At 27.5% G+C, this 19,721-nt stretch carries 26 protein-coding genes and 1 tRNA gene; 18 read left to right on the top strand and 9 right to left on the bottom strand.

What is annotated here, in order from left to right; genetic code table 11:
* Positions 1 to 201: 201 nt before the first annotated feature.
* From ABXT47_RS06625 to dnaQ, 5 genes are read left to right on the top strand one after another with little or no spacing between them, the layout of a single operon-like run.
* Positions 202 to 1,026 (top strand): pyruvate, water dikinase regulatory protein, encoded by an 825-nt coding sequence (locus ABXT47_RS06625; protein ID WP_415308339.1) that lies wholly within the window; start codon positions 202 to 204, stop codon positions 1,024 to 1,026.
* Positions 1,019 to 1,606: a Maf family protein gene (locus tag ABXT47_RS06620; RefSeq protein ID WP_415308338.1), complete on the top strand. Its 588-nt coding sequence runs from the start codon at positions 1,019 to 1,021 to the stop codon at positions 1,604 to 1,606. Before ABXT47_RS06625 ends, ABXT47_RS06620 begins: the two co-directional genes overlap by 8 nt.
* Positions 1,603 to 2,394 (top strand): shikimate dehydrogenase, encoded by a 792-nt coding sequence (gene aroE, locus ABXT47_RS06615; RefSeq protein ID WP_415308336.1) that lies wholly within the window; start codon positions 1,603 to 1,605, stop codon positions 2,392 to 2,394. Before ABXT47_RS06620 ends, aroE begins: the two co-directional genes overlap by 4 nt.
* Positions 2,394 to 2,963 carry a dephospho-CoA kinase gene (gene coaE, locus ABXT47_RS06610; RefSeq protein WP_415308335.1) on the top strand — a complete coding sequence of 190 codons (570 nt, stop codon included), beginning with the start codon at positions 2,394 to 2,396 and terminating at the stop codon, positions 2,961 to 2,963. Before aroE ends, coaE begins: the two co-directional genes overlap by 1 nt.
* Before the next feature lies 1 nt (position 2,964).
* Positions 2,965 to 3,636 (top strand): DNA polymerase III subunit epsilon, encoded by a 672-nt coding sequence (dnaQ, locus tag ABXT47_RS06605; RefSeq protein WP_415308334.1) that lies wholly within the window; start codon positions 2,965 to 2,967, stop codon positions 3,634 to 3,636.
* On the opposite strand, the gene ABXT47_RS06600 is transcribed toward dnaQ, so the two are convergent.
* Both ABXT47_RS06600 and ABXT47_RS06595 read right to left on the bottom strand, forming a co-directional pair.
* Entirely contained in the window at positions 3,629 to 4,051 is a 423-nt protein-coding gene (locus tag ABXT47_RS06600; protein ID WP_415308333.1) for a protein-export chaperone SecB, read from the bottom strand. The two genes, dnaQ and ABXT47_RS06600, sit on opposite strands and share 8 nt — an antisense overlap.
* Positions 4,035 to 4,457, bottom strand: coding sequence for an FxsA family protein (locus ABXT47_RS06595; protein WP_415308332.1), 423 nt, complete (start codon positions 4,455 to 4,457; stop codon positions 4,035 to 4,037). Before ABXT47_RS06595 ends, ABXT47_RS06600 begins: the two co-directional genes overlap by 17 nt.
* 58 nt (positions 4,458 to 4,515) lie before the next feature.
* Between ABXT47_RS06595 and ABXT47_RS06590 the strand changes: the two genes are divergently transcribed.
* The 3 genes from ABXT47_RS06590 to ABXT47_RS06580 all read left to right on the top strand — a co-directional run bounded on the left by ABXT47_RS06590 (position 4,516) and on the right by ABXT47_RS06580 (position 5,647).
* A complete protein-coding gene (locus ABXT47_RS06590) occupies positions 4,516 to 4,878 on the top strand; it encodes a hypothetical protein (RefSeq protein WP_415308331.1) in 363 nt (120 codons plus the stop codon).
* Positions 4,875 to 5,108, top strand: a complete 234-nt coding sequence (locus ABXT47_RS06585; protein ID WP_415309370.1) for a Tim44/TimA family putative adaptor protein — start codon at positions 4,875 to 4,877, stop codon at positions 5,106 to 5,108. The genes ABXT47_RS06590 and ABXT47_RS06585 overlap by 4 nt, the downstream gene beginning before the upstream one ends.
* A 275-nt stretch (positions 5,109 to 5,383) precedes the next feature.
* A complete protein-coding gene (locus ABXT47_RS06580) occupies positions 5,384 to 5,647 on the top strand; it encodes a Smr/MutS family protein (RefSeq protein ID WP_415308330.1) in 264 nt (87 codons plus the stop codon).
* Here ABXT47_RS06580 and hslU read toward each other — a convergent pair.
* Both hslU and hslV read right to left on the bottom strand, forming a co-directional pair.
* Complete coding sequence (gene hslU / locus ABXT47_RS06575) at positions 5,637 to 7,004, bottom strand: ATP-dependent protease ATPase subunit HslU (protein WP_415308329.1); 1,368 nt, start codon at positions 7,002 to 7,004, stop codon at positions 5,637 to 5,639. The genes ABXT47_RS06580 and hslU overlap by 11 nt on opposite strands.
* The gene (gene hslV / locus ABXT47_RS06570) at positions 7,004 to 7,519 is read right to left on the bottom strand and encodes an ATP-dependent protease subunit HslV (protein WP_415308328.1); all 516 of its coding nucleotides are present in this window, start codon (positions 7,517 to 7,519) and stop codon (positions 7,004 to 7,006) included. The genes hslU and hslV overlap by 1 nt, the downstream gene beginning before the upstream one ends.
* Before the next feature lie 90 nt (positions 7,520 to 7,609).
* Between hslV and hisB the strand changes: the two genes are divergently transcribed.
* From hisB to ABXT47_RS06535, 7 genes are read left to right on the top strand one after another with little or no spacing between them, the layout of a single operon-like run.
* On the top strand, positions 7,610 to 8,200 hold the full coding sequence (hisB, locus tag ABXT47_RS06565) for an imidazoleglycerol-phosphate dehydratase HisB (RefSeq protein WP_415308327.1): 591 nt from the start codon (positions 7,610 to 7,612) through the stop codon (positions 8,198 to 8,200).
* Between the two features lie 5 nt (positions 8,201 to 8,205).
* On the top strand, positions 8,206 to 8,832 hold the full coding sequence (gene hisH, locus ABXT47_RS06560) for an imidazole glycerol phosphate synthase subunit HisH (protein ID WP_415308326.1): 627 nt from the start codon (positions 8,206 to 8,208) through the stop codon (positions 8,830 to 8,832).
* A 2-nt stretch (positions 8,833 to 8,834) separates the two neighbouring features.
* Positions 8,835 to 9,560 carry a 1-(5-phosphoribosyl)-5-[(5-phosphoribosylamino)methylideneamino]imidazole-4-carboxamide isomerase gene (gene hisA, locus ABXT47_RS06555; RefSeq protein WP_415308325.1) on the top strand — a complete coding sequence of 242 codons (726 nt, stop codon included), beginning with the start codon at positions 8,835 to 8,837 and terminating at the stop codon, positions 9,558 to 9,560.
* Positions 9,547 to 10,302, top strand: coding sequence for an imidazole glycerol phosphate synthase subunit HisF (gene hisF, locus ABXT47_RS06550; protein ID WP_415308324.1), 756 nt, complete (start codon positions 9,547 to 9,549; stop codon positions 10,300 to 10,302). The genes hisA and hisF overlap by 14 nt, the downstream gene beginning before the upstream one ends.
* Positions 10,303 to 10,304: 2 nt before the next feature.
* Positions 10,305 to 10,610, top strand: coding sequence for a phosphoribosyl-ATP diphosphatase (hisE, locus tag ABXT47_RS06545; RefSeq protein ID WP_415308323.1), 306 nt, complete (start codon positions 10,305 to 10,307; stop codon positions 10,608 to 10,610).
* Positions 10,610 to 10,975 carry an HIT domain-containing protein gene (locus ABXT47_RS06540; protein ID WP_415308322.1) on the top strand — a complete coding sequence of 122 codons (366 nt, stop codon included), beginning with the start codon at positions 10,610 to 10,612 and terminating at the stop codon, positions 10,973 to 10,975. The genes hisE and ABXT47_RS06540 overlap by 1 nt, the downstream gene beginning before the upstream one ends.
* Positions 10,972 to 11,475, top strand: coding sequence for a GNAT family N-acetyltransferase (locus ABXT47_RS06535; protein ID WP_415308321.1), 504 nt, complete (start codon positions 10,972 to 10,974; stop codon positions 11,473 to 11,475). Before ABXT47_RS06540 ends, ABXT47_RS06535 begins: the two co-directional genes overlap by 4 nt.
* A 4-nt stretch (positions 11,476 to 11,479) precedes the next feature.
* Here the strand turns inward: ABXT47_RS06535 and ABXT47_RS06530 are convergent, their stop codons facing one another.
* A complete protein-coding gene (locus tag ABXT47_RS06530) occupies positions 11,480 to 12,034 on the bottom strand; it encodes a LolA family protein (protein ID WP_415308320.1) in 555 nt (184 codons plus the stop codon).
* A complete protein-coding gene (locus ABXT47_RS06525; RefSeq protein ID WP_415308319.1) occupies positions 12,034 to 14,124 on the bottom strand; it encodes a DNA translocase FtsK 4TM domain-containing protein in 2,091 nt (696 codons plus the stop codon). The genes ABXT47_RS06530 and ABXT47_RS06525 overlap by 1 nt, the downstream gene beginning before the upstream one ends.
* Before the next feature lie 65 nt (positions 14,125 to 14,189).
* On the opposite strand from ABXT47_RS06525, the gene ABXT47_RS06520 reads away from it, so the two are divergent.
* Positions 14,190 to 15,284 carry an FAD-dependent monooxygenase gene (locus ABXT47_RS06520; RefSeq protein WP_415308318.1) on the top strand — a complete coding sequence of 365 codons (1,095 nt, stop codon included), beginning with the start codon at positions 14,190 to 14,192 and terminating at the stop codon, positions 15,282 to 15,284.
* 3 nt (positions 15,285 to 15,287) lie between these two features.
* Here the strand turns inward: ABXT47_RS06520 and ABXT47_RS06515 are convergent, their stop codons facing one another.
* On the bottom strand, positions 15,288 to 15,926 hold the full coding sequence (locus ABXT47_RS06515) for an LON peptidase substrate-binding domain-containing protein (protein ID WP_415308317.1): 639 nt from the start codon (positions 15,924 to 15,926) through the stop codon (positions 15,288 to 15,290).
* Positions 15,927 to 16,022: 96 nt separating this feature from the next.
* On the opposite strand from ABXT47_RS06515, the gene ABXT47_RS06510 reads away from it, so the two are divergent.
* A tRNA-Gly gene (locus ABXT47_RS06510) sits at positions 16,023 to 16,097 on the top strand.
* A gap of 121 nt (positions 16,098 to 16,218) precedes the next feature.
* The gene (locus ABXT47_RS06505) at positions 16,219 to 16,557 is read left to right on the top strand and encodes a 4a-hydroxytetrahydrobiopterin dehydratase (RefSeq protein WP_415308316.1); all 339 of its coding nucleotides are present in this window, start codon (positions 16,219 to 16,221) and stop codon (positions 16,555 to 16,557) included.
* Here ABXT47_RS06505 and purH read toward each other — a convergent pair.
* Positions 16,554 to 18,089 carry a bifunctional phosphoribosylaminoimidazolecarboxamide formyltransferase/IMP cyclohydrolase gene (purH, locus tag ABXT47_RS06500; RefSeq protein WP_415308315.1) on the bottom strand — a complete coding sequence of 512 codons (1,536 nt, stop codon included), beginning with the start codon at positions 18,087 to 18,089 and terminating at the stop codon, positions 16,554 to 16,556. The genes ABXT47_RS06505 and purH overlap by 4 nt on opposite strands.
* Positions 18,089 to 19,717: a heparinase II/III-family protein gene (locus ABXT47_RS06495; protein WP_415308314.1), complete on the bottom strand. Its 1,629-nt coding sequence runs from the start codon at positions 19,715 to 19,717 to the stop codon at positions 18,089 to 18,091. Before ABXT47_RS06495 ends, purH begins: the two co-directional genes overlap by 1 nt.
* Positions 19,718 to 19,721: the final 4 nt, after the last annotated feature.

Below are 19,721 nucleotides of genomic sequence, written 5' to 3'. Positions count from 1 at the left end.
GATTTATTAACAATTAATAATTTATAGAAAAGAAGTATATTAAATAAATACAGACTTTATTTAATTTTATTAGATAAAATGTATATTAATACTTCACATGTTTAATAATGTTTATAAAAACTTGGTTTTACAGAAAAAAATAAAAAACATCATTATTTTAAAAAATGGTAAAAATAATACTTAATAATCAACATTTTATACATGACTAATACATATCAAATATACCTGATTTCTGACTCAACCGGTGAGACTTTGGATAGGGTGTTTTTGGCAATTAAAGCCCAATTTAAAAATATTAAATATGATGTTAAATCTTATTTTTTTACTAGAACAGAAAACCAGGTTGTAAAAATTATTGAAGAAGCAAAAAAAAATAAAAAATCAATAATTTTATATACTATTGTTGATAGTGGTCTTGCAAAGTTTTTAGCAAACGAGAGTGAAAAAAAGAAAATTCCTTGTTTTGGAGTGTTGGGAAATCTTATCCTTAGCTTTTCAAAATTATTAAACCAACAAGCTTCACACGTTCCAAGCGGACAGCACGCTCTTAATGAGGAATATTATGAAAGAATTGAAGCAATCCAATTCACAATGAATCATGATGATGGAAATATGGTTGATGAATTAGACAAGTCAGACCTAATATTACTGGGCGTCAGTAGAACAAGTAAAACACCAACATCAATCTACTTGGCAAACAAAGGTTTTAAAACATCAAACATTCCACTGGTCAACGAAAATTCGATACCCGAAAGTTTAAAAGAAAACCCTAAAATGGCATGTGTCGTTGGATTAACAACAGAAGCAGAAAGGTTGGTTGATATAAGAAAAAATAGAATGATGACTCTTAAAGAAAGAGAAAACACAAGCTATACAGATATACAAAAAATCAAAGAAGAGGTTGAAAGAGCAAAAAAAACTTTTGCAAAATATAAATGGCCAACAATTGATGTAACCAGAAAATCAGTTGAAGAAGTTGCTGCGTCAATAATTAAAATCCACGAGATATACAAAAATAATGTTTAATAAAATTATACTTGCCTCAAAGAGCGGTGTTAGAAAAAAAATTTTAGAGGAAAATAAAATCAAATGTATTGTAGAACCATCAAATGTTGACGAGGATAGTATTAAAGAAAGTCTATTAAAAAACAATGCAACACCAGAAATAATTTCTAAAAATTTAGCTGAGCTCAAAGCGAACAAAATAAGCCAAAAAAGAACCAACGATTTAGTGTTGGGGGCTGATAGCGTAATTGACTTTAAAGGAAAAATTATTTCAAAACCAATTAATAGAGAACAAGCCTTAGAAATACTTCGTGATTTAAATGGACAAACACATCAATTAATAAGTTCTGTTTGTATATCTCGAAACGGCCTAATGATATGGAATTATACAGATAAAGCCTCACTAACTATGAAGGAAATGTCAGAAGATGAGCTTATAAAATACCTGGCTAAAATAAGTGATGAAACATTATATGCTTATAATGTTTATCAGATTGAGGGTGAGGGTAGGTCCTTATTCACCAAGATAGATGGTGATGAAGACACTATAATGGGATTACCAGTTAAAAAAATTAAAGAGTATTTGAAAAACTATAAATGAGAAAATATTTAGTTATAGGAAACCCTATTGAACATTCATTATCACCAAAATTACACAATTATTGGATTAAAAATAATAATATCAACGCGATTTATGAAAAAAAAAATTTAAATGAAAATGAAATTGAAAATTTAATATCAGAAGTTAGAGAAAAGAAAATAAATGGAATTAATGTTACTGTACCCTTTAAAAAAACAGTCATTCCTTATTTGGATAAATTAAGCTTAGAAGCTGAGAGCACCCAATCAGTAAATACTATTTATTTAGATAACGATAGAGTAGTTGGGCACAATACTGATATTAGTGGATTTGAACTTGGTATTAAAAATTCAAAATTTGAAGCAACAGGCAAAAAAGTCTTGATATTAGGCGCAGGTGGTGTCGTGCCATCAATAATTTTTGCTTTAAATAAAATGAATGTTTCTGAAGTTACCATAAGCAATAGAACTAAAAGTAAAGCTGAAAATTTAAAAGATATTTTTAAAAAAATAAAAATTATTGACTGGGGCGATGTACCAGAATTTGATATTATTATTAATGCCACAAGCATAGGATTAAATAAAGACGATCAAATAAATTTAGACTTTTCTAGAGTTGGAAAAAATAAACTTTTTTATGATGTTATTTACAACCCCAAAGAAACAAATTTTTTAAAAACAGGAAAAAAAATGGGTAACGAAATAGAAAATGGGAAACTAATGTTTATTTATCAAGCTTTTACTGCCTTTAAAGTTTGGCATGGGATTGATCCAGAAATTAATAGTGAAGTAATTAAACTTTTAGATTAATGATTAGAATTGGAATTTTAGGAGATATAGGATCAGGCAAAAGTTACGTAGCAAAGAATTTTGGTTATCCAGTATTTAATGCAGATGTTGAAGTTGGTAAATTATATAAAAAAAATAGAAAAATTTTCAACAAGTTAAAAAAAGTTTTACCAAAATATATTTACTCTTTTCCTATAAATAAAAATGAAATTTCAAACGCCATATTGGCTAATAAATCTAATATTAAAAAGATTATAAAAATTGTTCATTTAGAAGTAAGAAAAAAAATGAATATATTTTTAGCAAAAAATAAGAATAAGAATATTGTAATTTTAGATATCCCTCTTCTGCTAGAAAATAAAATTTATAAAAAAAATGATATTTTGGTATTTGTTAAATCTAAAAAATTAGATATTCTAAAAAGATTAAAGAGAAGAAAAAATTTTAATTCAAAACTTTTAAGAAAATTTAAAAATATTCAATTACCACTTGATTATAAAAAGAAAAAAGCAGAATTCATCATTAAAAATAATTTTACCAAAAAGTCTGTTAAGATTGGTATAAGAAAAATTATTACAGAAATATTATAAAATGAAGGAAGTCATATTAGATACAGAAACAACAGGTTTATCATTTAAAGATGGACATAGAATTGTTGAAATTGGATGTATTGAGCTAGATGATTTGATTCCAACTCAAAATAAGTTTCACTGTTATCTTAATCCCGAAAGAAAAGTTTCTGAAAAAGCACTGGAGGTACATGGGTATACAGATGAATTTTTATCTACTCAAAAAAAATTTGCAGAAGTGGTTGATGAATTTTTAAATTTTATAGAAAATAAAAGACTAGTGATCCACAATGCTGAATTTGATTTAGGTCACTTGAATAATGAATTAGTATTACTAGGTAAGAAAAAATTGATCATTGAAAACACTATAGATACTCTTGCAATAGCTAGAGATAAATTTCCTGGCTCACCAATAAGTCTCGATGCTCTCTGTAAAAGATATAGAGTAGATAACTCTAAGCGAAGACATCATACTGCTCTCATTGATTGTGATTTATTAGCCAAAGTTTATATTAATCTTTTAGATCAAAAAGAGCCCACCCTAGATTTTAAAAATCAAGATAATGAAAAAATAATCATAAATCCCAAAAATATAAATCAATATTATAAAAAAGTTATTAAGCCTACAGAAGAAGATTTTAAACTACATAAAGAATATTTAAAAAGAAGTTTAAAGAAAAATTTTTTTAATTAGATCTTTGCTTATATAGATGAGTGAAATCTATTTTTTTATCAAGTTTTATTTCAGGAAATCCAGAATTATGTAGAAGGTTTAAAAATGTTTTTTCTAAATTAGGATAAATTTTATTTTGAACATCACACAATAAAATTTTTTCTAGATCTTTTTTATCTTCTATTTTTTCATCTACTTTTACAATTGAAGCATATACTATTTCAAAATAAGATTTCTTGTCATTTGATACTTTGTCCTCAAACTTTAAGGTTGTATTCACTTCGATCATCTTATTTTTTAAAGCTTTAGAATTGATGTCTATATTTAATTGATATTTAGCAATATTTTCTTTTACAAATATATAAGTTTGAATATCAGGTGTTTCACTAGAAATATCTTTTACAAATTCAGCAAGTATTTTAAAATTTTCTGTCATTTTCTTCGTCTATATCCTCAAACTCACCATCAATAAAATCTTGTTTTTTATTATTCATCTTTTGTTTAGTTGAAACTTTTTTAAAAATCAATTTTCTTGTTGGGGGAAAAATAATCAATAAACCTAGAAAATCAGTTGCGAACCCTGGCAAAATTAATAGTAATGCTGCAAATGCTAAAGCGGCACCTGAGATTATCTCATAAACTGGAAGTTCATTCTTAACAATTTGAGACATTCCAGCTCTTAAAGTATTAAATCCTTCATACCTTGCGTAGATAATACCAAAAAAAGCAGTAATAAAAATAAGTAAAATAGTGTTAATAGCACCTATTTGTGAGCCAATTTTGATAAATAGATAAATTTCAACAATAGGAATGGTAATGAATAATAATAAAAATGTGTTCATTTGTCTTTATTCTAAATTGCTAGTTGTAATTAAGCAACATAGTAAATATTATTAGTTTATGAGTTATAGTTTTGAATACATTGATATTATTCTCCTTGCAATGATTGCTGGTTTTATTTTTCTTCGTCTACGAGGAATACTTGGTAGAAAAACTGGTTTTGAAGGAAAAATACAAACACAATTCGAAAAAGAGTTTCAAAAAATCAATCCAAAACTAAAACAAATCAATGAAAGTTTTGACGAAGAAGCCCATAAAGACTTTTTAAAAGGTGCAAAAATTGCCTATGAAACAATAATTACTGATTTTAGTGATAGTGATAATAAGTTAATTGCTAGCAAACCTCTTTTGAGTAAAAAAATTCACGATCAGTTCAAAGAAGCTCTTTTAGATAGAGAAAAAAAAACTATTTTGCTGAAATAACCTTTGTCGGAATTAAGTCAGCAGATGTTAAAAAGCATAAAAAAATAGAAGATAGCCTTGAAGTTACAGTAGATTTTGTTAGTGAAATTATAACCTGTATAAAAGATAAAGATAAAAAAATAATTTCAGGAGATGATGAAAAAATAAAGACAGTTTATGATACGTGGGTCTTTGCAAAAAATATAAAATCTTCTAACCCTAACTGGTTATTAATTGATACTATTACATAATTGATTAAGAAAATTTCAGAAAAAGACAAGAAAGACTGGGAAAATTTTTTAAACAATAAAAAAAAACTCTCAAGAATAATTTTGTAAAGAAAAACAATTTAAATAATTTAAAAGTTAAAGAGATTTCCGATAAAGATAAAGAAGATTGGGAAAACTTCTTAAAGAATAAAGATAAAATACCCAATAAAGATTTTTTCAATAAAAAAAGTGCAAGATATGAAAAAATTAAAAAGATAGATCTTCATGGTTACACGATTGAAGAAGCGAATAAAGCTGTGGAACAATTTATTCGAAAATGTTTTGATGAATTCGTTACTAAAATAATAGTTATTACGGGTAAAGGCCTTAGGTCTAAAAATATTGAAAATCCCTACCTTTCGAAAGATTTAAGCATACTAAAATATTCAGTCCCTGAATTTATTGAAAACAATAAAAGCCTAACAAAAATTATCATAGAAACCTCAGATGCTAAGATTGAAGATGGTGGAAGTGGTGCTTTTTATCTTTATCTTAAAAATAAAAATAAATTTAAAGTATAAATTTAGATAAATCTGTATCTTTAACTAGTTCATCTAGATTTTGCTTAACATATTCAGCATTAATTATAATTTTTTCACCAGCTCTATCTGTTGCTGTAAAGCTAATATCATCTAAAATTCTTTCAATAATAGTGTGCAGTCTTCTGGCACCAATATTTTCAACAGTATTATTAACTTCTGATGCCATATTAGCAATCGCATCAATACCATCTTCAGAAAATTCTAGATCAACATTTTCTGTTTTTAAAAGAGCCACGTACTGTTTGATTAAACTGTAATCTGGTTCTTTAAGAATTCTTTTAAAATCATCACTAGTTAAAGCTTCAAGCTCAACTCTTATTGGAAGTCTACCTTGTAGCTCTGGTAGCAGATCTGAAGGTTTAGCAAGCTGGAAAGCACCTGATGCAATGAATAAAATATGATCAGTTTTGATTGGGCCATATTTTGTACTCACTGTTGTTCCTTCAATTAAAGGAAGTAGATCTCTTTGCACTCCTTCCCTAGAAACATCTCCACCAGATCTATCAGTTCGTCCTGAAATTTTATCTATCTCATCCAAAAAAACTATTCCATTATTTTCTGTAGAATCTTTTGCTGATTTAATAATCTTATCTTCTTCTATTAATTTATCAGCTTCATCATTAATTAGAATTTCGTGAGATTCTTTGACAGTCATTTTTTTCTTTTTCTGTTTATTTCCAACAGATTTTCCAATTATTTCACCAATATTTATCATTCCAATGTTTGCTCCTGGCATTCCAGGAATTTCAAACGAAGGTTGAGATCCACTGTCATTTACTGCTATTTCAATTTCATTACCATCCAAGTCACCATCTCTTAATCTTTTTCTAAAACTTTCTCTTGTAGCTAGACTTGCTTTATTTCCAACAACTGCGTCTAAGACTTTTTCTTCAGCTAATTTTTGAGCTTTTGCATGAACTTCTTTTCTTTTTTTTACTTTTTCCATTGCAATTGCAATTTCAAGAAGATCTCTTATAATTTGCTCAACATCTCGTCCAACATAACCAACTTCTGTAAACCTTGTGGCCTCCACCTTAACAAAAGGAGCTTCTGCTAATTTAGATAGTCTTCTAGATATTTCTGTTTTGCCAACACCAGTTGGTCCAATCATTAAAATATTTTTAGGCAAAACCTCATCTTTCATTTCACCTTTTAGAGCTTGCCTTCTCCATCTGTTCCTTAAAGCAATAGCGACTGCTTTTTTAGCTTTATTTTGTCCAACCACAAATCTATCTAGTTCAGAAACTATTTCTCTAGGTGACAAGGAACTAACTAAAGAGCTATCCTTGTTTTCATTTTTTTCTTTTGGAAAAGGTGTAACGTTTGAATCTTTCATTAAATTTTTTCAATTTTAATATTATTATTAGTGAATACACAAATTTCAGATGCAACCTTAATAGCTTTCCTTGCTACTTCTTCCGCACTTAAATCTGTATCTAGTAAAACTTTAGCAGCAGCTAAAGCATAATTTCCACCAGAGCCTATACCTATGGCGTTACCCTCAGGTTCTAACACGTCACCTGTGCCAGAAATTATAAAGCTATTTTCTTTATCACCAATAGCCATCAAAGCTTCCAATCTTCTCAAATACTTGTCAGTCCGCCAATCTTTTGCTAACTCGACAGCTGCCCTAGGTAGATTTCCTGCATGCTTTTCAAGCTTAGCCTCAAGTCTTTCAAAAAGAGTTAAAGCATCTGCAGTTGATCCTGCAAAACCAGCTATTACATTTCTTTTTTCAATTTTTCTAACTTTTGCGGCTGTGCTTTTTATAACCGTGTTACCCATGCTAACTTGTCCGTCTCCAGCTACCACTACTTCATTATTTTTTCTAATTAGCACTATTGTAGTCATGGAATATAGATGGATATTAATTTTTATTCTTCAAGTAGTAGATTGCAAATATTGATATAGTTAATTAATCCTATATACATATTATATATTATGAGCAGAATAGGAAAAGTTTCCAGAAAAACTAAAGAAACCAGCATAAGCGTTGAAGTTAATATTGATGGCAAAGGTCAATATAAAATTGATACAGGAATTGGTTTTTTAGATCACATGCTTGAACAACTATCAAAGCATTCACTCATAGATTTAAAAGTTAAAGCAAAAGGAGATACTCATATAGACCTTCACCACACAACAGAAGATACAGGAATCGCTATTGGTGAAGCTTTAAAGAAAGCCCTAAAGAATTTTGCTGGAATTAGAAGGTATGCCCACGCAATGATTCCAATGGATGAAACATTAACAAGGGTTGCAATTGATGTTTCAAATAGACCGTATTTAATATGGAAAGTTAAATTAAAAGTAGAAAGACTTGGAGAAATGGATACAGAACTTTTTAAAGAGTGGTTTCAAGCATTTTCTCAATCAGCAGGAATAACTCTGCATATGGAAAATATTTATGGAGACAACAGTCATCACATAATTGAGTCTTGTTTTAAAGCTCTAGCAAGGTCATTGAGAACAGCGCTAGAAATAGACCCTAGAAATAAAAAAAGTATTCCATCAACCAAAGGCTCATTATAAGTTTAATGAATGTCACAATTGTTGATTATAATTCAGGAAACATCAGTTCAGTAATAAATTCCTTTAAAGAAGTTGCTAAAGATAAAGTTAATATCGAAGTAACTTCAGATTTAAATAAGATTAAATCAAGCGACAAAGTAGTTTTGCCAGGGCAGGGATCGTTTAAGAGCTGCATCGATGCTTTAAATGCTATAAATGGCTTAGTTGATACTTTAAACGAATTTGCAATTAACAATAAAAAACCTCTACTTGGAATTTGTGTTGGTTTACAAATGTTTGCAGATGTTGGGTATGAGGAAATCGAAACAAAAGGTCTTGGGTGGATTTCTGGAAAAGTCTCAAGGATTGACAATCAAAATGGTGAATACAAACTTCCCCACATCGGCTGGAATCAAATAAAAATTGTTAAACAAAGTAAGATTTTTCAAGATATAGAAAATGATTCTCACATGTATTTTGTGCATAGCTATGAGTTTATTCCAGAAGATAAAAATGTAATTTCTGCAACAACAGATTATTCATCAAGCATTGTCTGTTCCGTAGAGAAAGAAAACATCTTTGGAACCCAATTTCACCCTGAAAAGAGTGATAAAATGGGCTTACAAATTATTCGAAACTTTATTAGTTTATAAAAATGAAAATATTCCCAGCAATAGATATTAAAAATAAAAAGTGTGTGAGACTAATTAAAGGAGACTTTAACAATAAGACTGAATATGAAATTTCACCAATTGATCAGGCTGGTAAGTATAAAGAGCATGGTTTTAAAAATTTGCACATAGTTGATTTAGACGGAGCTTTGACTGGAGAGACAGTTAACTTGGGTATCATTAAAGAAATAGTTAATAAATTTGATTTAAAAGTTGAAGTAGGCGGAGGTGTTAGAACTATTGATAGTATTCAAAAATATACAGATGTAGGAGTTGATAAAGTTATTTTAGGAAGCGCTGCTATAAAAGATAAGAATTTTTTAAAAGAAGCTTGCCAACAATTTCTAAATAAAATTGCCTTAGGGCTAGATGCTAAAGATGGATATTTGTTAGTTTCAGGATGGAAAGAAAATTCTAATCAATTGACTTTAGATTTTTTAAAAGAAGTGAATGATTATGGTATCAGCAGATTAATCTATACAGACATAAATAGAGATGGTACCAAACAAAGCCCTAATTTTGAAGAAACCACTAATGTTGCTAATATTTCTAATTGCCCAGTAGTTATCTCTGGAGGTGTGTCTTCAATTGAAGATATTAAAAAATCAAAAGGTTTAAAAAATATTGAAGGAATAATAGTTGGTAAAGCTATATATGATGGTGATATTAAATTAGATGAATTGGCGAGAGAATTAGATGCTCAAAAATAGAATTATCCCATGTCTTGACGTTAAAAATGGCAGAGTTGTTAAGGGAATTAATTTTGTAGATTTAAAAGATGCTGGTGATCCAGTTGAGCAAGCTAAAATTTATAGTGATGGTGGTGCTGATGAAATTTGTTTTTTAGATATTACAGCTTCAAATGAAAATAGAGACACAATTTATGATGTTGTTAAAAGAGCATCTAAAAAATGTTTTGTGCCTTTAACAGTTGGTGGTGGAGTAAGAGGCGTTGAAGATATTAATAAACTATTAAATAGTGGAGCAGATAAGGTTTCAATTAATACTGCTGCTGTGCAAAATCCAGAAGTGATTATTGAAAGTTCAAAAAAATTTGGATCACAATGTATCGTTGTTGCAATTGATGCTAAGAAAAATGAAGATATGTGGGAAGTTTTTACTCACGGTGGAAGAAATAATACAGGCTTAAATGCAATAGAATTCGCAAAAAAAATGGAAGGTAGTGGAGCGGGAGAATTACTGGTTACATCTATGGATAGAGATGGAACCCAAATTGGCTATGACAATGATTTAATGTTTAGAATATCTTCAATAGTTAATATACCTGTGATTGCTTCAGGCGGCGTAGGTAATTTGGATCACTTAGTAGATGGAATTAAATTAGGAAATGCCAGTGCGGTTCTAGCAGCTTCAATTTTTCATTATGGAACACACTCAGTTCAAGAAGCTAAGCAATATTTGGACTCAAAAGGAATTCCTGTTAGAATTTAAATATGTCAGAAAATTTGATAAATTTAGTCAAAATAATAAGAAAAAGAAAAAACAAAGATGAAGATAAATCTTATACCTCTTCGTTATTATCTGGGGGTCTGTCAAAATGTATAGATAAGATGGAAGAAGAGTTTGGAGAGCTTAAAGAAGCACTAAATAATAATTCTAATATAGCTCATGAAGCAGCAGATACAATTTATCATTTATTAGTTACATTAGAGGTAGCTGATATTAAGTTCGAAGATGTTTTAAAAGAATTAGAAAGTAGAAAAAAACAGTCAGGAATTGAAGAAAAAAATAATAGATAATGAGCTACGATAAAAATAATATTTTTGCAAAAATTTTGAGAAAAGAAATTCCATGTAAAAAAATATTTGAAAATGATTATGTTCTTTCTTTCCATGATATTAATCCTCAAAAAAAAATTCATGCATTAGTGATCCCAAAGGGAGAATATATCAATCTGGATGAATTTAATAATAAAGCTTCAGATCAAGAGATAGTAGCATTAAGTAAGGCAATCACAGAAGTTTCAAAAATATTAGGTATATCAACTGATAAAGGAAAAGGTTACAGAGCCCTTACAAATTTAGATGATCACGGAGGTCAAGAGGTTCCACATTTACACTTTCATTTGTTTGGAGGTGAAAAAATTGGAAAAATGGTTGAGTGAAAGAAAAAATCTTTAGAAATTATTTAGAGCTAAAATCTTTTAAAGATTTTAAAGAAGTTAAAAAACCATCAGAAGACTATTCTGTAGAATTAGTTAATCCAAAAGATTTTCAATTAAATAAATTTTTTTACAAGAAAATAGGTAAAAATTGTCATTGGGTTGATAGACTTGTTTGGAAAGAATTAGACTGGATTAAATACATTTCTAATGAAAAACTTTCCACTTATATTCTTAAAAATAAAGATGAAATAGCAGGTTATTTTGAACTATTATTTAATAAAGATACAAAAGAAGCAGAAATTGCTTATTTTGGCATTCTAGAAGAGTATTTTGGAAAAAAATTAGGTGGATATTTATTGAGTGAAGCAATTAAACGGTCATTTAATTTTGGATGTATAAGAGTATGGGTTCACACTTGTTCTTTAGATCATAAAAATGCTCTAAAAAATTATAAAGCAAGAGGTATGAAAATTTTTAAATCTGAAACCTTGATTAGATAAATACCTAATTATTATTAGGTAACTTAAAAATTTTATTATTTATTTTTTGATTTATCCTAACAGAGGAAATAAAAGTAATTACCAAGTTTTGATAGATATCTTCAGTTTGCCATCCAACTAAAGTTAAATTTCTCTTGTCAAAAAATACATTAATTTCGTTATTATTTTCAACAAAAGTAAAATTTAAATATTTATTATCTATTTCTCTTGGTTCTAAAATATTAATTTTTGATATTAGATATTTTTTATCTAATAAGAATACCAGAGGAGTTTTATTTAGTTCATAACGAAAGTAACTACCGGTATTTAAAGTTTTTATTACTAAAGATTTTCCATCAGAAACAATAATCTTTTTATTAGAATTTTTATATTCACACCAAATCTTTTTAGGGTATTTTATAATGCATTTTCCATTTTCATTTTTATCATTAATCGTTTGAACAAAATTAAAACTTAAACTATTAGTAAGCTGCATTTTAGAAATTATATCTTCTTTTGTGAAGGATAAAACAGGACTATAAAAATTCAAAATTAAAAATATTATTAAAATTTTAGACATTATAAAACATCACGTTTACCAACATGATTGGCTTTGCTTACAATTCCATTAGCTTCCATCATATCGATAATTCTAGCAGCTCTATTATAGCCTATCTGTAATTTTCTCTGCAAGAAAGAAGTTGAGGCTTTGCCTTCAGATCTAATAATATCTAGTGCAGATTGATACAATTCATCTTTATCACTAGAACTTGATAAATCTTCACTAATTTCCCTCTCATCTACAAAACTTAATATCTCATCTATGTAGTTTGGTTCAGCTTGACTTCTCAAATATTTATTAACTTTTTCAATTTCATTATCTGAAACAAAGGGAGCATGAATTCTTACTATCCGATTAGCAGAAGACATGTAGAGCATATCACCCTTGCCCAATAATTGTTCTGCTCCCTGTTCACCTAAAATTGTTCTACTATCAATTTTAGAGGTTACTTGAAAAGATATTCGGGTTGGAAAGTTTGCTTTAATTGTTCCAGTAATAACGTCAACGCTAGGTCTTTGGGTCGCCATTATAATGTGAATACCAGCAGCTCTTGCCATTTGAGACAATTTTTGAATATAGCTTTCTATTTCTTTCCCAGCAACAAGCATCAGGTCTGACATTTCGTCAACTACAACAACTATATAAGGCATAGCTAAAGTATGCTTTAAATTATAGCTATCAATGTTACGAACACCTTCTTTAGTCATAAGTTTATATCGATTTTCCATTTCTTTAACAACCCAACCTAATACAGAAGCAGCTTTCTTAGCCTCAGTAATAACAGGGCAGAGTAAATGAGGTATACCTTCATAAGTCGACAACTCTAACATTTTAGGATCAATTAGAATAAACTTACATTTGTCAGGCGGATGCCTATAGAGAAGAGAAAGAATAATAGTATTTATGCAAACAGACTTTCCAGATCCGGTAGTTCCAGCAATTAATAAATGGGGCATAGAGGCCAAATCTCTTACTACAGGAATTCCCGAAATATTTTTACCCAAAGCTATTGGTAGCCTAATATCTTTTTTCAAAAAATCATTATTTGAAAGAATTTCACTTAAGTAAACATTTTCTCTGGTTGGGTTGGGCAATTCAATACCGATTGTACTTCTACCAGGGATCGTAGCAATTCTGGCAGACTCTGAGCTTGTATTTCTTGCAATATCATCTGAAAGATTGATGATTTTTGAAACCTTAACTCCTGCTGCTGGTTCAAATTCATTAAGAGTTACAACTGGCCCATGACTAACTTTTTTTATTTTACCATTAACACCAAAATCTAGAAGAATTTTTTCTAAAAATTCGCTATCGATGTAATCATCATCTCTTAGTTTTTCTTTATCTTTTTGAGTAGGTATTTTTAGTAAATCAATTGAAGGTAGCTTGAATCTTATTTTTTTATTATCAGATTTATTATCAGTTTTGATAAAAGGTAAGTCTTCTTGAATTAAACTTTTAATTTCATCTTGGGGTATAAATTCATTAATTATTTCATTTTTATTTGTGTAATTTTTTTCTTTTTTAGAAAATAAAAATAAGAATACTTTTTTTATAATTTTATAAAATGAGTTGATTTTAAAATGAATGCTAATTAAAAATAAAATTAAAATTAATACAGTAAAAATATAATAAAAGATTTCAGAATTAGTACTAATTAAAGAATTTAAAAAAGTTGTCTCTAGATATTTTCCAATAAAACCACCGTTACCATTAATGTAAAGTTTAAATGCAAAGGGATAAAAAAAAGAAAAAAATAAAGAGCCAACTAAAGAATAAGCAACAGTATAAAAAATACTCTCTATAATAAGAAAAATTTTCTTGTTAATGATAATATTTATTCCAGAAAAAATAAGGCTAAAAGGAATTAATAGAGATATTATTCCAAAAGATTGAAAAAAAATATCTGCAGTAAAACTTCCACGAAATCCAAAAATATTTTCTATTTGAGTGTTATCTGGAAAAATAAAGTTAGGGTCATCAGGTGAAAAAGTAATCAATGAAGCAAGTAATAAAAAGCCTGCTATCGAAATAGTTATACCAAAAATTTCAATAATTCTATTTATGCTAAAATTTATTGTATTGTTGGCTAATTTTTTTAATTTCATAAATTCATGAATCTAATTAATCACTTTGTATCATCTAATTTTTATTGTTAAAATTAAAAATTATTATGAATATTTGTATTATAGGAGATGGGCTTACAAGTCTATCCTTGGCTAAAAATCTTATAAACAAAAAAATTAATGTTGATCTTTATCATGAAGGTAAAAATAAAAACTTATCTTCGAGTAGAACAATTGGAATATCAAAAAATAACTTAGAATTTTTTAAAAAAAAAATTTATAATATTCCTCAGAAGATTTTTTGGGAAATAAAAAAAATTGAAATTTATTCAGAAAAACTAGAGAAAGAAAATTTATTAAGATTTAAAAATAAAAAAGATAACTTATTTTATATGGTAAAAAATGATGAATTTTATAACTCATTAATAAATAAAGCATCTAAAAATAAATTTTTCAAAATAATAAGAATAAAAAAAAAATCTTTTTACGAAGATATAAAAAAAAAAGAATATGATTTAATAATTAATTGTGATTCAAATAATTTTTTATCAAAAAAGTATTTTATGAAAAAAATTAATAAGGATTATAAAAATCTTGCATACACAACAATTTTAAAACATAAAAAAATAAAAAATAATGTTGCTACCCAAATCTTTACCAAAAATGGTCCAATTGCATTTCTACCAATTTCGAAAAATGAAACATCGGTAGTATGTTCATTAGACATTAAAAACAAAAATTTTAATGATAGCGAGGTTTTAGATTTAATAATTAAAAATAATTCAAGGTATCAAATACAAAAAACACTTAAATTAACTAGTTTTAAGTTAAGCTCATCTAATTTAAGAAATTATTATTATAAAAATATTTTAGCGTTTGGTGATTCACTTCATAGAATACACCCACTTGCAGGCCAGGGTTTTAATATGACTATAAGAGATATTAAAATTTTATCAGAAATTATTCAAAATAAAATTGATCTCGGTATGCAATTAGATATTTCTATTTTATCTGACTTTGAAAGAGAGACAAAAAATAGAAATTTTCTATTTTCCAATAGTATAGACTTTATTTATGAAGCTTTTAATTTTGATAAAAAAATAAAAAATAAAAGTTTTAATAATGTTTTAAAAATTATTGGAAAAAATAAAAGTTTAACTAATTTTTTAATCAAAATTGCAGATAAGGGATTAAATTTTTAGATTTTATTGCATGGTGGTGTTATCAAAATCATCATAATTGTAGGTACTTAATATCTCGGCAATTTTATTTTTTCTTATTTCCAAATTTTGACTCTCAAGTAAAATTTGTTTTTCTTCCAGTGAAAAAGGCGAAGCCATAGCCAAAGCATTAATTGTTTCACTCAAATTTTGTTTTTCTAAAGATTTCCAATTGATTATGTATCCTTTTTTTTCAAATAACGATTTTAAATCTTTGAAAATTAATTCAAGATCTGAAAATCTTAATTTATCTTTCTGTAAATTTAAATCATCTTGATAAGCTTCAAAACTAATTTCGCATTCACGGTACGGCTTGTTACTTTTAATTTCTTTGATTATTTTAAAGCGTGATAAACCATTAAGGTCAATCAAGTATCTACCATCTGATGTATCTTTAAAGTTCGTTATTTTTCCTAGGCAACCAGTTTCATGAAGATCCATAATTGATTTACTGTTTTTTTTAGGTTGAATTAAGCCTATTAATTTGTTTGTCTTCATGCTGTCATTAATCATCTCAACATATCTTGGTTCGAAAATATTTAGTGGAACAGTAGTATCAGGAAAAATAATAAAATTACTTAAAGGAAAGACAGGTATAATTTTTGGTAAATTTTGTTTTTTCATCACTTCTTTTACCAAATTTTTAAAAATCTATATACCAATCAATAACTTTATTATTGATTGCATTAAAAAAAACGTCTATTTATAATGTTTTTATAAGCGGGTCTAGCTCATTGGTAGAGCGAATCGTTGCCAACGATTAGGTAGAGGGTTCGATTCCCTTGACCCGCTCCATTAAACTGTGCGTTCACATACCTCTCGACACAACCACACACATTCCGTTGCCTAGACACCTGATTAGAGGTTTGGTAGGGTCTAAGTACATGAAAAAACTTTTAATTAAAAATATAAAAAAATGACCAATCTGTTAAATAAAAAATGTGTACCTTGTGAGGGAGGAATCATACCTTTTGATATAAGTGAAATACATAAATACCAAAAAAAAGTAGACGGATGGAATGTAAAGAAAAATGAGAAAGAAATATATTTCCTAGAAAAAGAATTTACTTTTAAAAATTTTATCAATAGCCAGGACTTTATCAATAAAGTTGGAAAAATCTCAGAAACAGAAGGTCATCATCCAGATATTTCTTTTGGATGGGGATATGCTAAAATTATAATTACCACACATGCAATAGAGGGATTATCTGAAAATGATTTTATTCTAGCAGCCAAAATTGATCATATTTTTTAATGTCTAAAATGTCTTGTTTTTGAAAAAACAAGAATAGTTCCAGTCTGATTTGCAAATTTTATTATTTCCTTGTCTCTAATTGATCCAGAGGGCTGTATTACAGCTGTAACTCCTGATTGCACTAACATTTCTATTCCATCAATAAATGGAAAAAATGCATCTGAAGCTGCTACAATTTCATCATCTAAATTTTGAAATTTTTTCATTTTATCTATCGCAATTTGACAGCTATCAAGTCTACTAGGTTGCCCAGATCCAATACCCACAGTTGTTTCTTGATTGGCTAAAACAATTGCATTGGATTTAACGTATCTACAAATATTAAATGCAAAAATTAAATCCTTTAATTGGGACTTATTAGGTTTCTTTTTAGAAACTATTTTAAAATTTTCAATATTAAAATTTTCTGTATCTTCAGATTGAGTTAAAAAGGATTCATTAGTCGAGTTAAATCTTATTAAATTTTTTATTGTAAAGTTTGTTGAATCTATAAGACGTAAATTTTTTTTCTTATTCAAAATTTTTAGTGCAGCAGGATCAAAGCCATTTGCAATAATAACCTCTAAGAAAATATTATTTAGTTCGATTGCTAGAGTTTTTTTTATTTTATAATTGCAGGAAACTATTCCTCCAAAAGCACTTACAGGGTCACAAGCTAGTGCTAATTGATAGCTTTTAAGTTTATTTTTATTAATAGAAACTCCACATGGGTTAGCATGCTTTACAATAACTGTTCCTAAATTTTTTGGTAAAGATTTAGAAATAGTTAAGGCAGAAAAAATATCATTATAGTTGTTATAACTTAGCTGTTTTCCGTGAATTTGCTTAATATTTAAACTTTGTGCTTTTGAGTAAACTGCAGCATGCTGATGAGGGTTTTCACCGTACCTTAATTTTTCAATTAAATTTCCATAGATAATTTTCTTCTTAGGAAAATTATTATTTTTAATTTTATTAAAGTAATTTGAGATTACAGCATCGTAATATGCTGTTTCAGAAAAAGCCTCTAAAGACATCTTTTCTCTGAACTCAATAGATGTAGACCCATTGTTTTTTTCTATCTCATCAATTAGTTCACTGTATTGATCTGAAGAAGTTATAACAGTGACATCATTATAGTTTTTTGCTGCAGCCCTAACCATTGTTGGGCCACCAACATCAATATTTTCTATGATCTTTAAATGATTATTAGTTTGTTCTAGAGTTTTTTCAAAAGGGTAGAAGTTAACAACAACAAGGTCTATTTCTTCAAATTTATTATTTCTTAAGTCCCTTCTATGAGATTTGTTACTTCTTTTACTTAATATTCCAGCATGTATTTTTGGGTGTAGCGTTTTAACTCTACCACCGAGTATTTCAGGAGAGTCCGTATACTCAGAAACTTCCAAACATCTAAATTTAAGTTTTTTTATTTCTCTATAAGTTCCTCCTGAACTTATTAATTCAATCTTATACTTAGTTAAAACTTTTAAAAGATTTTTTAATTTTTTTTTATCTGAAACTGAAATTAGAGCTTTTTTAATTTTCTTCATTATAGTTTTGTAATTTCCCACTTTATAGTCTGGTTTTCATCATTAGTCATTCCAGAAATTACTATATTTTGATTATCAACAAAGGAATCTTTTTTACCAAAGTATAGACCATTATCAATATTCATATTGTTATTAGAATTAAATTTCCAACCTTCGCCATCAAGATCTATAAGTATTGATTTATTGTCTTGAGTTTTCATTATTTTAATACCAGGTACTAGATGAAATCTAATTTCAAATTTTAAGTTTTTAATATCATTTTTAGAAACTATCTTATCGTTACCAACAAATTTTATCTGTTCAGGATAAAATTCAATTTCTCTATCAAAAATGATTCCATACTGTTTTAAATAACCATCATGTGCAGCATTAATTTTCCAATAATTTTTCTCAAAAACAATATGTTTTTTTAATATTCTTAATCCATGAGAAATTTCAGAACTTTTATTTTTAGTTTTATTAAATTTACAGGAAGAGCTGTCATCCAAAATTAGTGTACTATGTATTGCACTTGATTTTGATATCTCATTTAATTGATGATTATGGTTTTGAAAATATCCAGAATTACAAATTAACTTTTTCCCATTTGATATTATTTCAAATGATAGTGCACCTGCTTGATAGTTTGAAGAAAATTTTTTATCTGGACTTGAGCCAACATCCATGATGAGTGAATTTTTTTTGTTATTAAGAATTGCATATCCTCCCAATTCATTTCCATGATTTTTAAAATTATACCCAAGCTTTTTTAAATAATGATCAAAATTAATATTATTTATTTCGTGATTACCATTGAATAAAAAATCTTTTTTATTATTTTGCCAGGTGAATGCATACCCTTGACCCAAATAATATATATTTTCATTAATAAAATCAGGTATCTCACCTTGAGATTCTTTTAACCATTCTCGAATAAGAATAAAATACTTTAAGTAAAAACATAATTGTCGAATGTTCCTTGATTTTGGAAAACCATCGTTATCAAAAGAAAATTTTACAAGTTTTCTCAATAAGTTTAATCCTGTTTTTAAATAATGATTTTTATCTTTATAGGATATGCCAGTTAAAATGATAGCTGCGCACCCTATTATTTTATCGTCAGCCCACTCTGATCCTTCTATTTCATTAATTAAATGATTAATTTGTTTTTTTATGATTGTATTGAATTTATTCTTGTAGTCATTGCTACCATCTTCATATGTAAGTCTAGAGTTAGAAGTCCAAGCAATTATCCTTTTAGCCATTATATCAACTTCCCAGCTTTTAGAGTTGTATCTATGATTTTTATTTATCCACTGTAAAATTATATTTTGAGTATCCGTTTTTGAAGATCTTAAATCCAAACCAAATAACCAAAAAAAACTATTTAAACTCTTATAATCTTTTTCCTTTAATTTTTTATTATCCCATATTTTATTTAAAGAATAATTTTCTATGTTAATTTTTTTTTTATCATATTTTATGAGCGAGTTTAGCAAGTTTGGACTTGGACGATAGTCCAAAGAACTAATAATAGAAGGTGTGATCTTTTTATTATAAATATTTGATTCTAAATATAGATAATAAATTTTTTTCTTTGAAAATATATATGTATTATTAATAAAATTTAATAAATTATTAAAAATCATTATT

The sequence above is a fragment of the Candidatus Pelagibacter sp. Uisw_099_02 genome (assembly GCF_047727625.1).
In the GTDB taxonomy this organism is placed as follows: domain Bacteria; phylum Pseudomonadota; class Alphaproteobacteria; order Pelagibacterales; family Pelagibacteraceae; genus Pelagibacter.
This window is presented reverse-complemented; position numbering and strand designations above follow the sequence as displayed.

Coding starts and splice junctions, on each gene's coding strand:
- ABXT47_RS06625 (WP_415308339.1), top strand. CDS start 202: ATGACTAATACATATCAAATATACCTGATTTCTGACTCAACCGGTGAG.
- ABXT47_RS06620 (WP_415308338.1), top strand. CDS start 1,019: ATGTTTAATAAAATTATACTTGCCTCAAAGAGCGGTGTTAGAAAAAAA.
- aroE (WP_415308336.1), top strand. CDS start 1,603: ATGAGAAAATATTTAGTTATAGGAAACCCTATTGAACATTCATTATCA.
- coaE (WP_415308335.1), top strand. CDS start 2,394: ATGATTAGAATTGGAATTTTAGGAGATATAGGATCAGGCAAAAGTTAC.
- dnaQ (WP_415308334.1), top strand. CDS start 2,965: ATGAAGGAAGTCATATTAGATACAGAAACAACAGGTTTATCATTTAAA.
- ABXT47_RS06600 (WP_415308333.1), bottom strand. CDS start 4,051: ATGACAGAAAATTTTAAAATACTTGCTGAATTTGTAAAAGATATTTCT.
- ABXT47_RS06595 (WP_415308332.1), bottom strand. CDS start 4,457: ATGAACACATTTTTATTATTATTCATTACCATTCCTATTGTTGAAATT.
- ABXT47_RS06590 (WP_415308331.1), top strand. CDS start 4,516: ATGAGTTATAGTTTTGAATACATTGATATTATTCTCCTTGCAATGATT.
- hslU (WP_415308329.1), bottom strand. CDS start 7,004: ATGAAAGATTCAAACGTTACACCTTTTCCAAAAGAAAAAAATGAAAAC.
- hslV (WP_415308328.1), bottom strand. CDS start 7,519: ATGACTACAATAGTGCTAATTAGAAAAAATAATGAAGTAGTGGTAGCT.
- hisB (WP_415308327.1), top strand. CDS start 7,610: ATGAGCAGAATAGGAAAAGTTTCCAGAAAAACTAAAGAAACCAGCATA.
- hisH (WP_415308326.1), top strand. CDS start 8,206: ATGAATGTCACAATTGTTGATTATAATTCAGGAAACATCAGTTCAGTA.
- hisA (WP_415308325.1), top strand. CDS start 8,835: ATGAAAATATTCCCAGCAATAGATATTAAAAATAAAAAGTGTGTGAGA.
- hisF (WP_415308324.1), top strand. CDS start 9,547: ATGCTCAAAAATAGAATTATCCCATGTCTTGACGTTAAAAATGGCAGA.
- hisE (WP_415308323.1), top strand. CDS start 10,305: ATGTCAGAAAATTTGATAAATTTAGTCAAAATAATAAGAAAAAGAAAA.
- ABXT47_RS06540 (WP_415308322.1), top strand. CDS start 10,610: ATGAGCTACGATAAAAATAATATTTTTGCAAAAATTTTGAGAAAAGAA.
- ABXT47_RS06530 (WP_415308320.1), bottom strand. CDS start 12,034: ATGTCTAAAATTTTAATAATATTTTTAATTTTGAATTTTTATAGTCCT.
- ABXT47_RS06525 (WP_415308319.1), bottom strand. CDS start 14,124: ATGAAATTAAAAAAATTAGCCAACAATACAATAAATTTTAGCATAAAT.
- ABXT47_RS06520 (WP_415308318.1), top strand. CDS start 14,190: ATGAATATTTGTATTATAGGAGATGGGCTTACAAGTCTATCCTTGGCT.
- ABXT47_RS06515 (WP_415308317.1), bottom strand. CDS start 15,926: ATGAAAAAACAAAATTTACCAAAAATTATACCTGTCTTTCCTTTAAGT.
- ABXT47_RS06505 (WP_415308316.1), top strand. CDS start 16,219: ATGACCAATCTGTTAAATAAAAAATGTGTACCTTGTGAGGGAGGAATC.
- purH (WP_415308315.1), bottom strand. CDS start 18,089: ATGAAGAAAATTAAAAAAGCTCTAATTTCAGTTTCAGATAAAAAAAAA.
- ABXT47_RS06495 (WP_415308314.1), bottom strand. CDS start 19,717: ATGATTTTTAATAATTTATTAAATTTTATTAATAATACATATATATTT.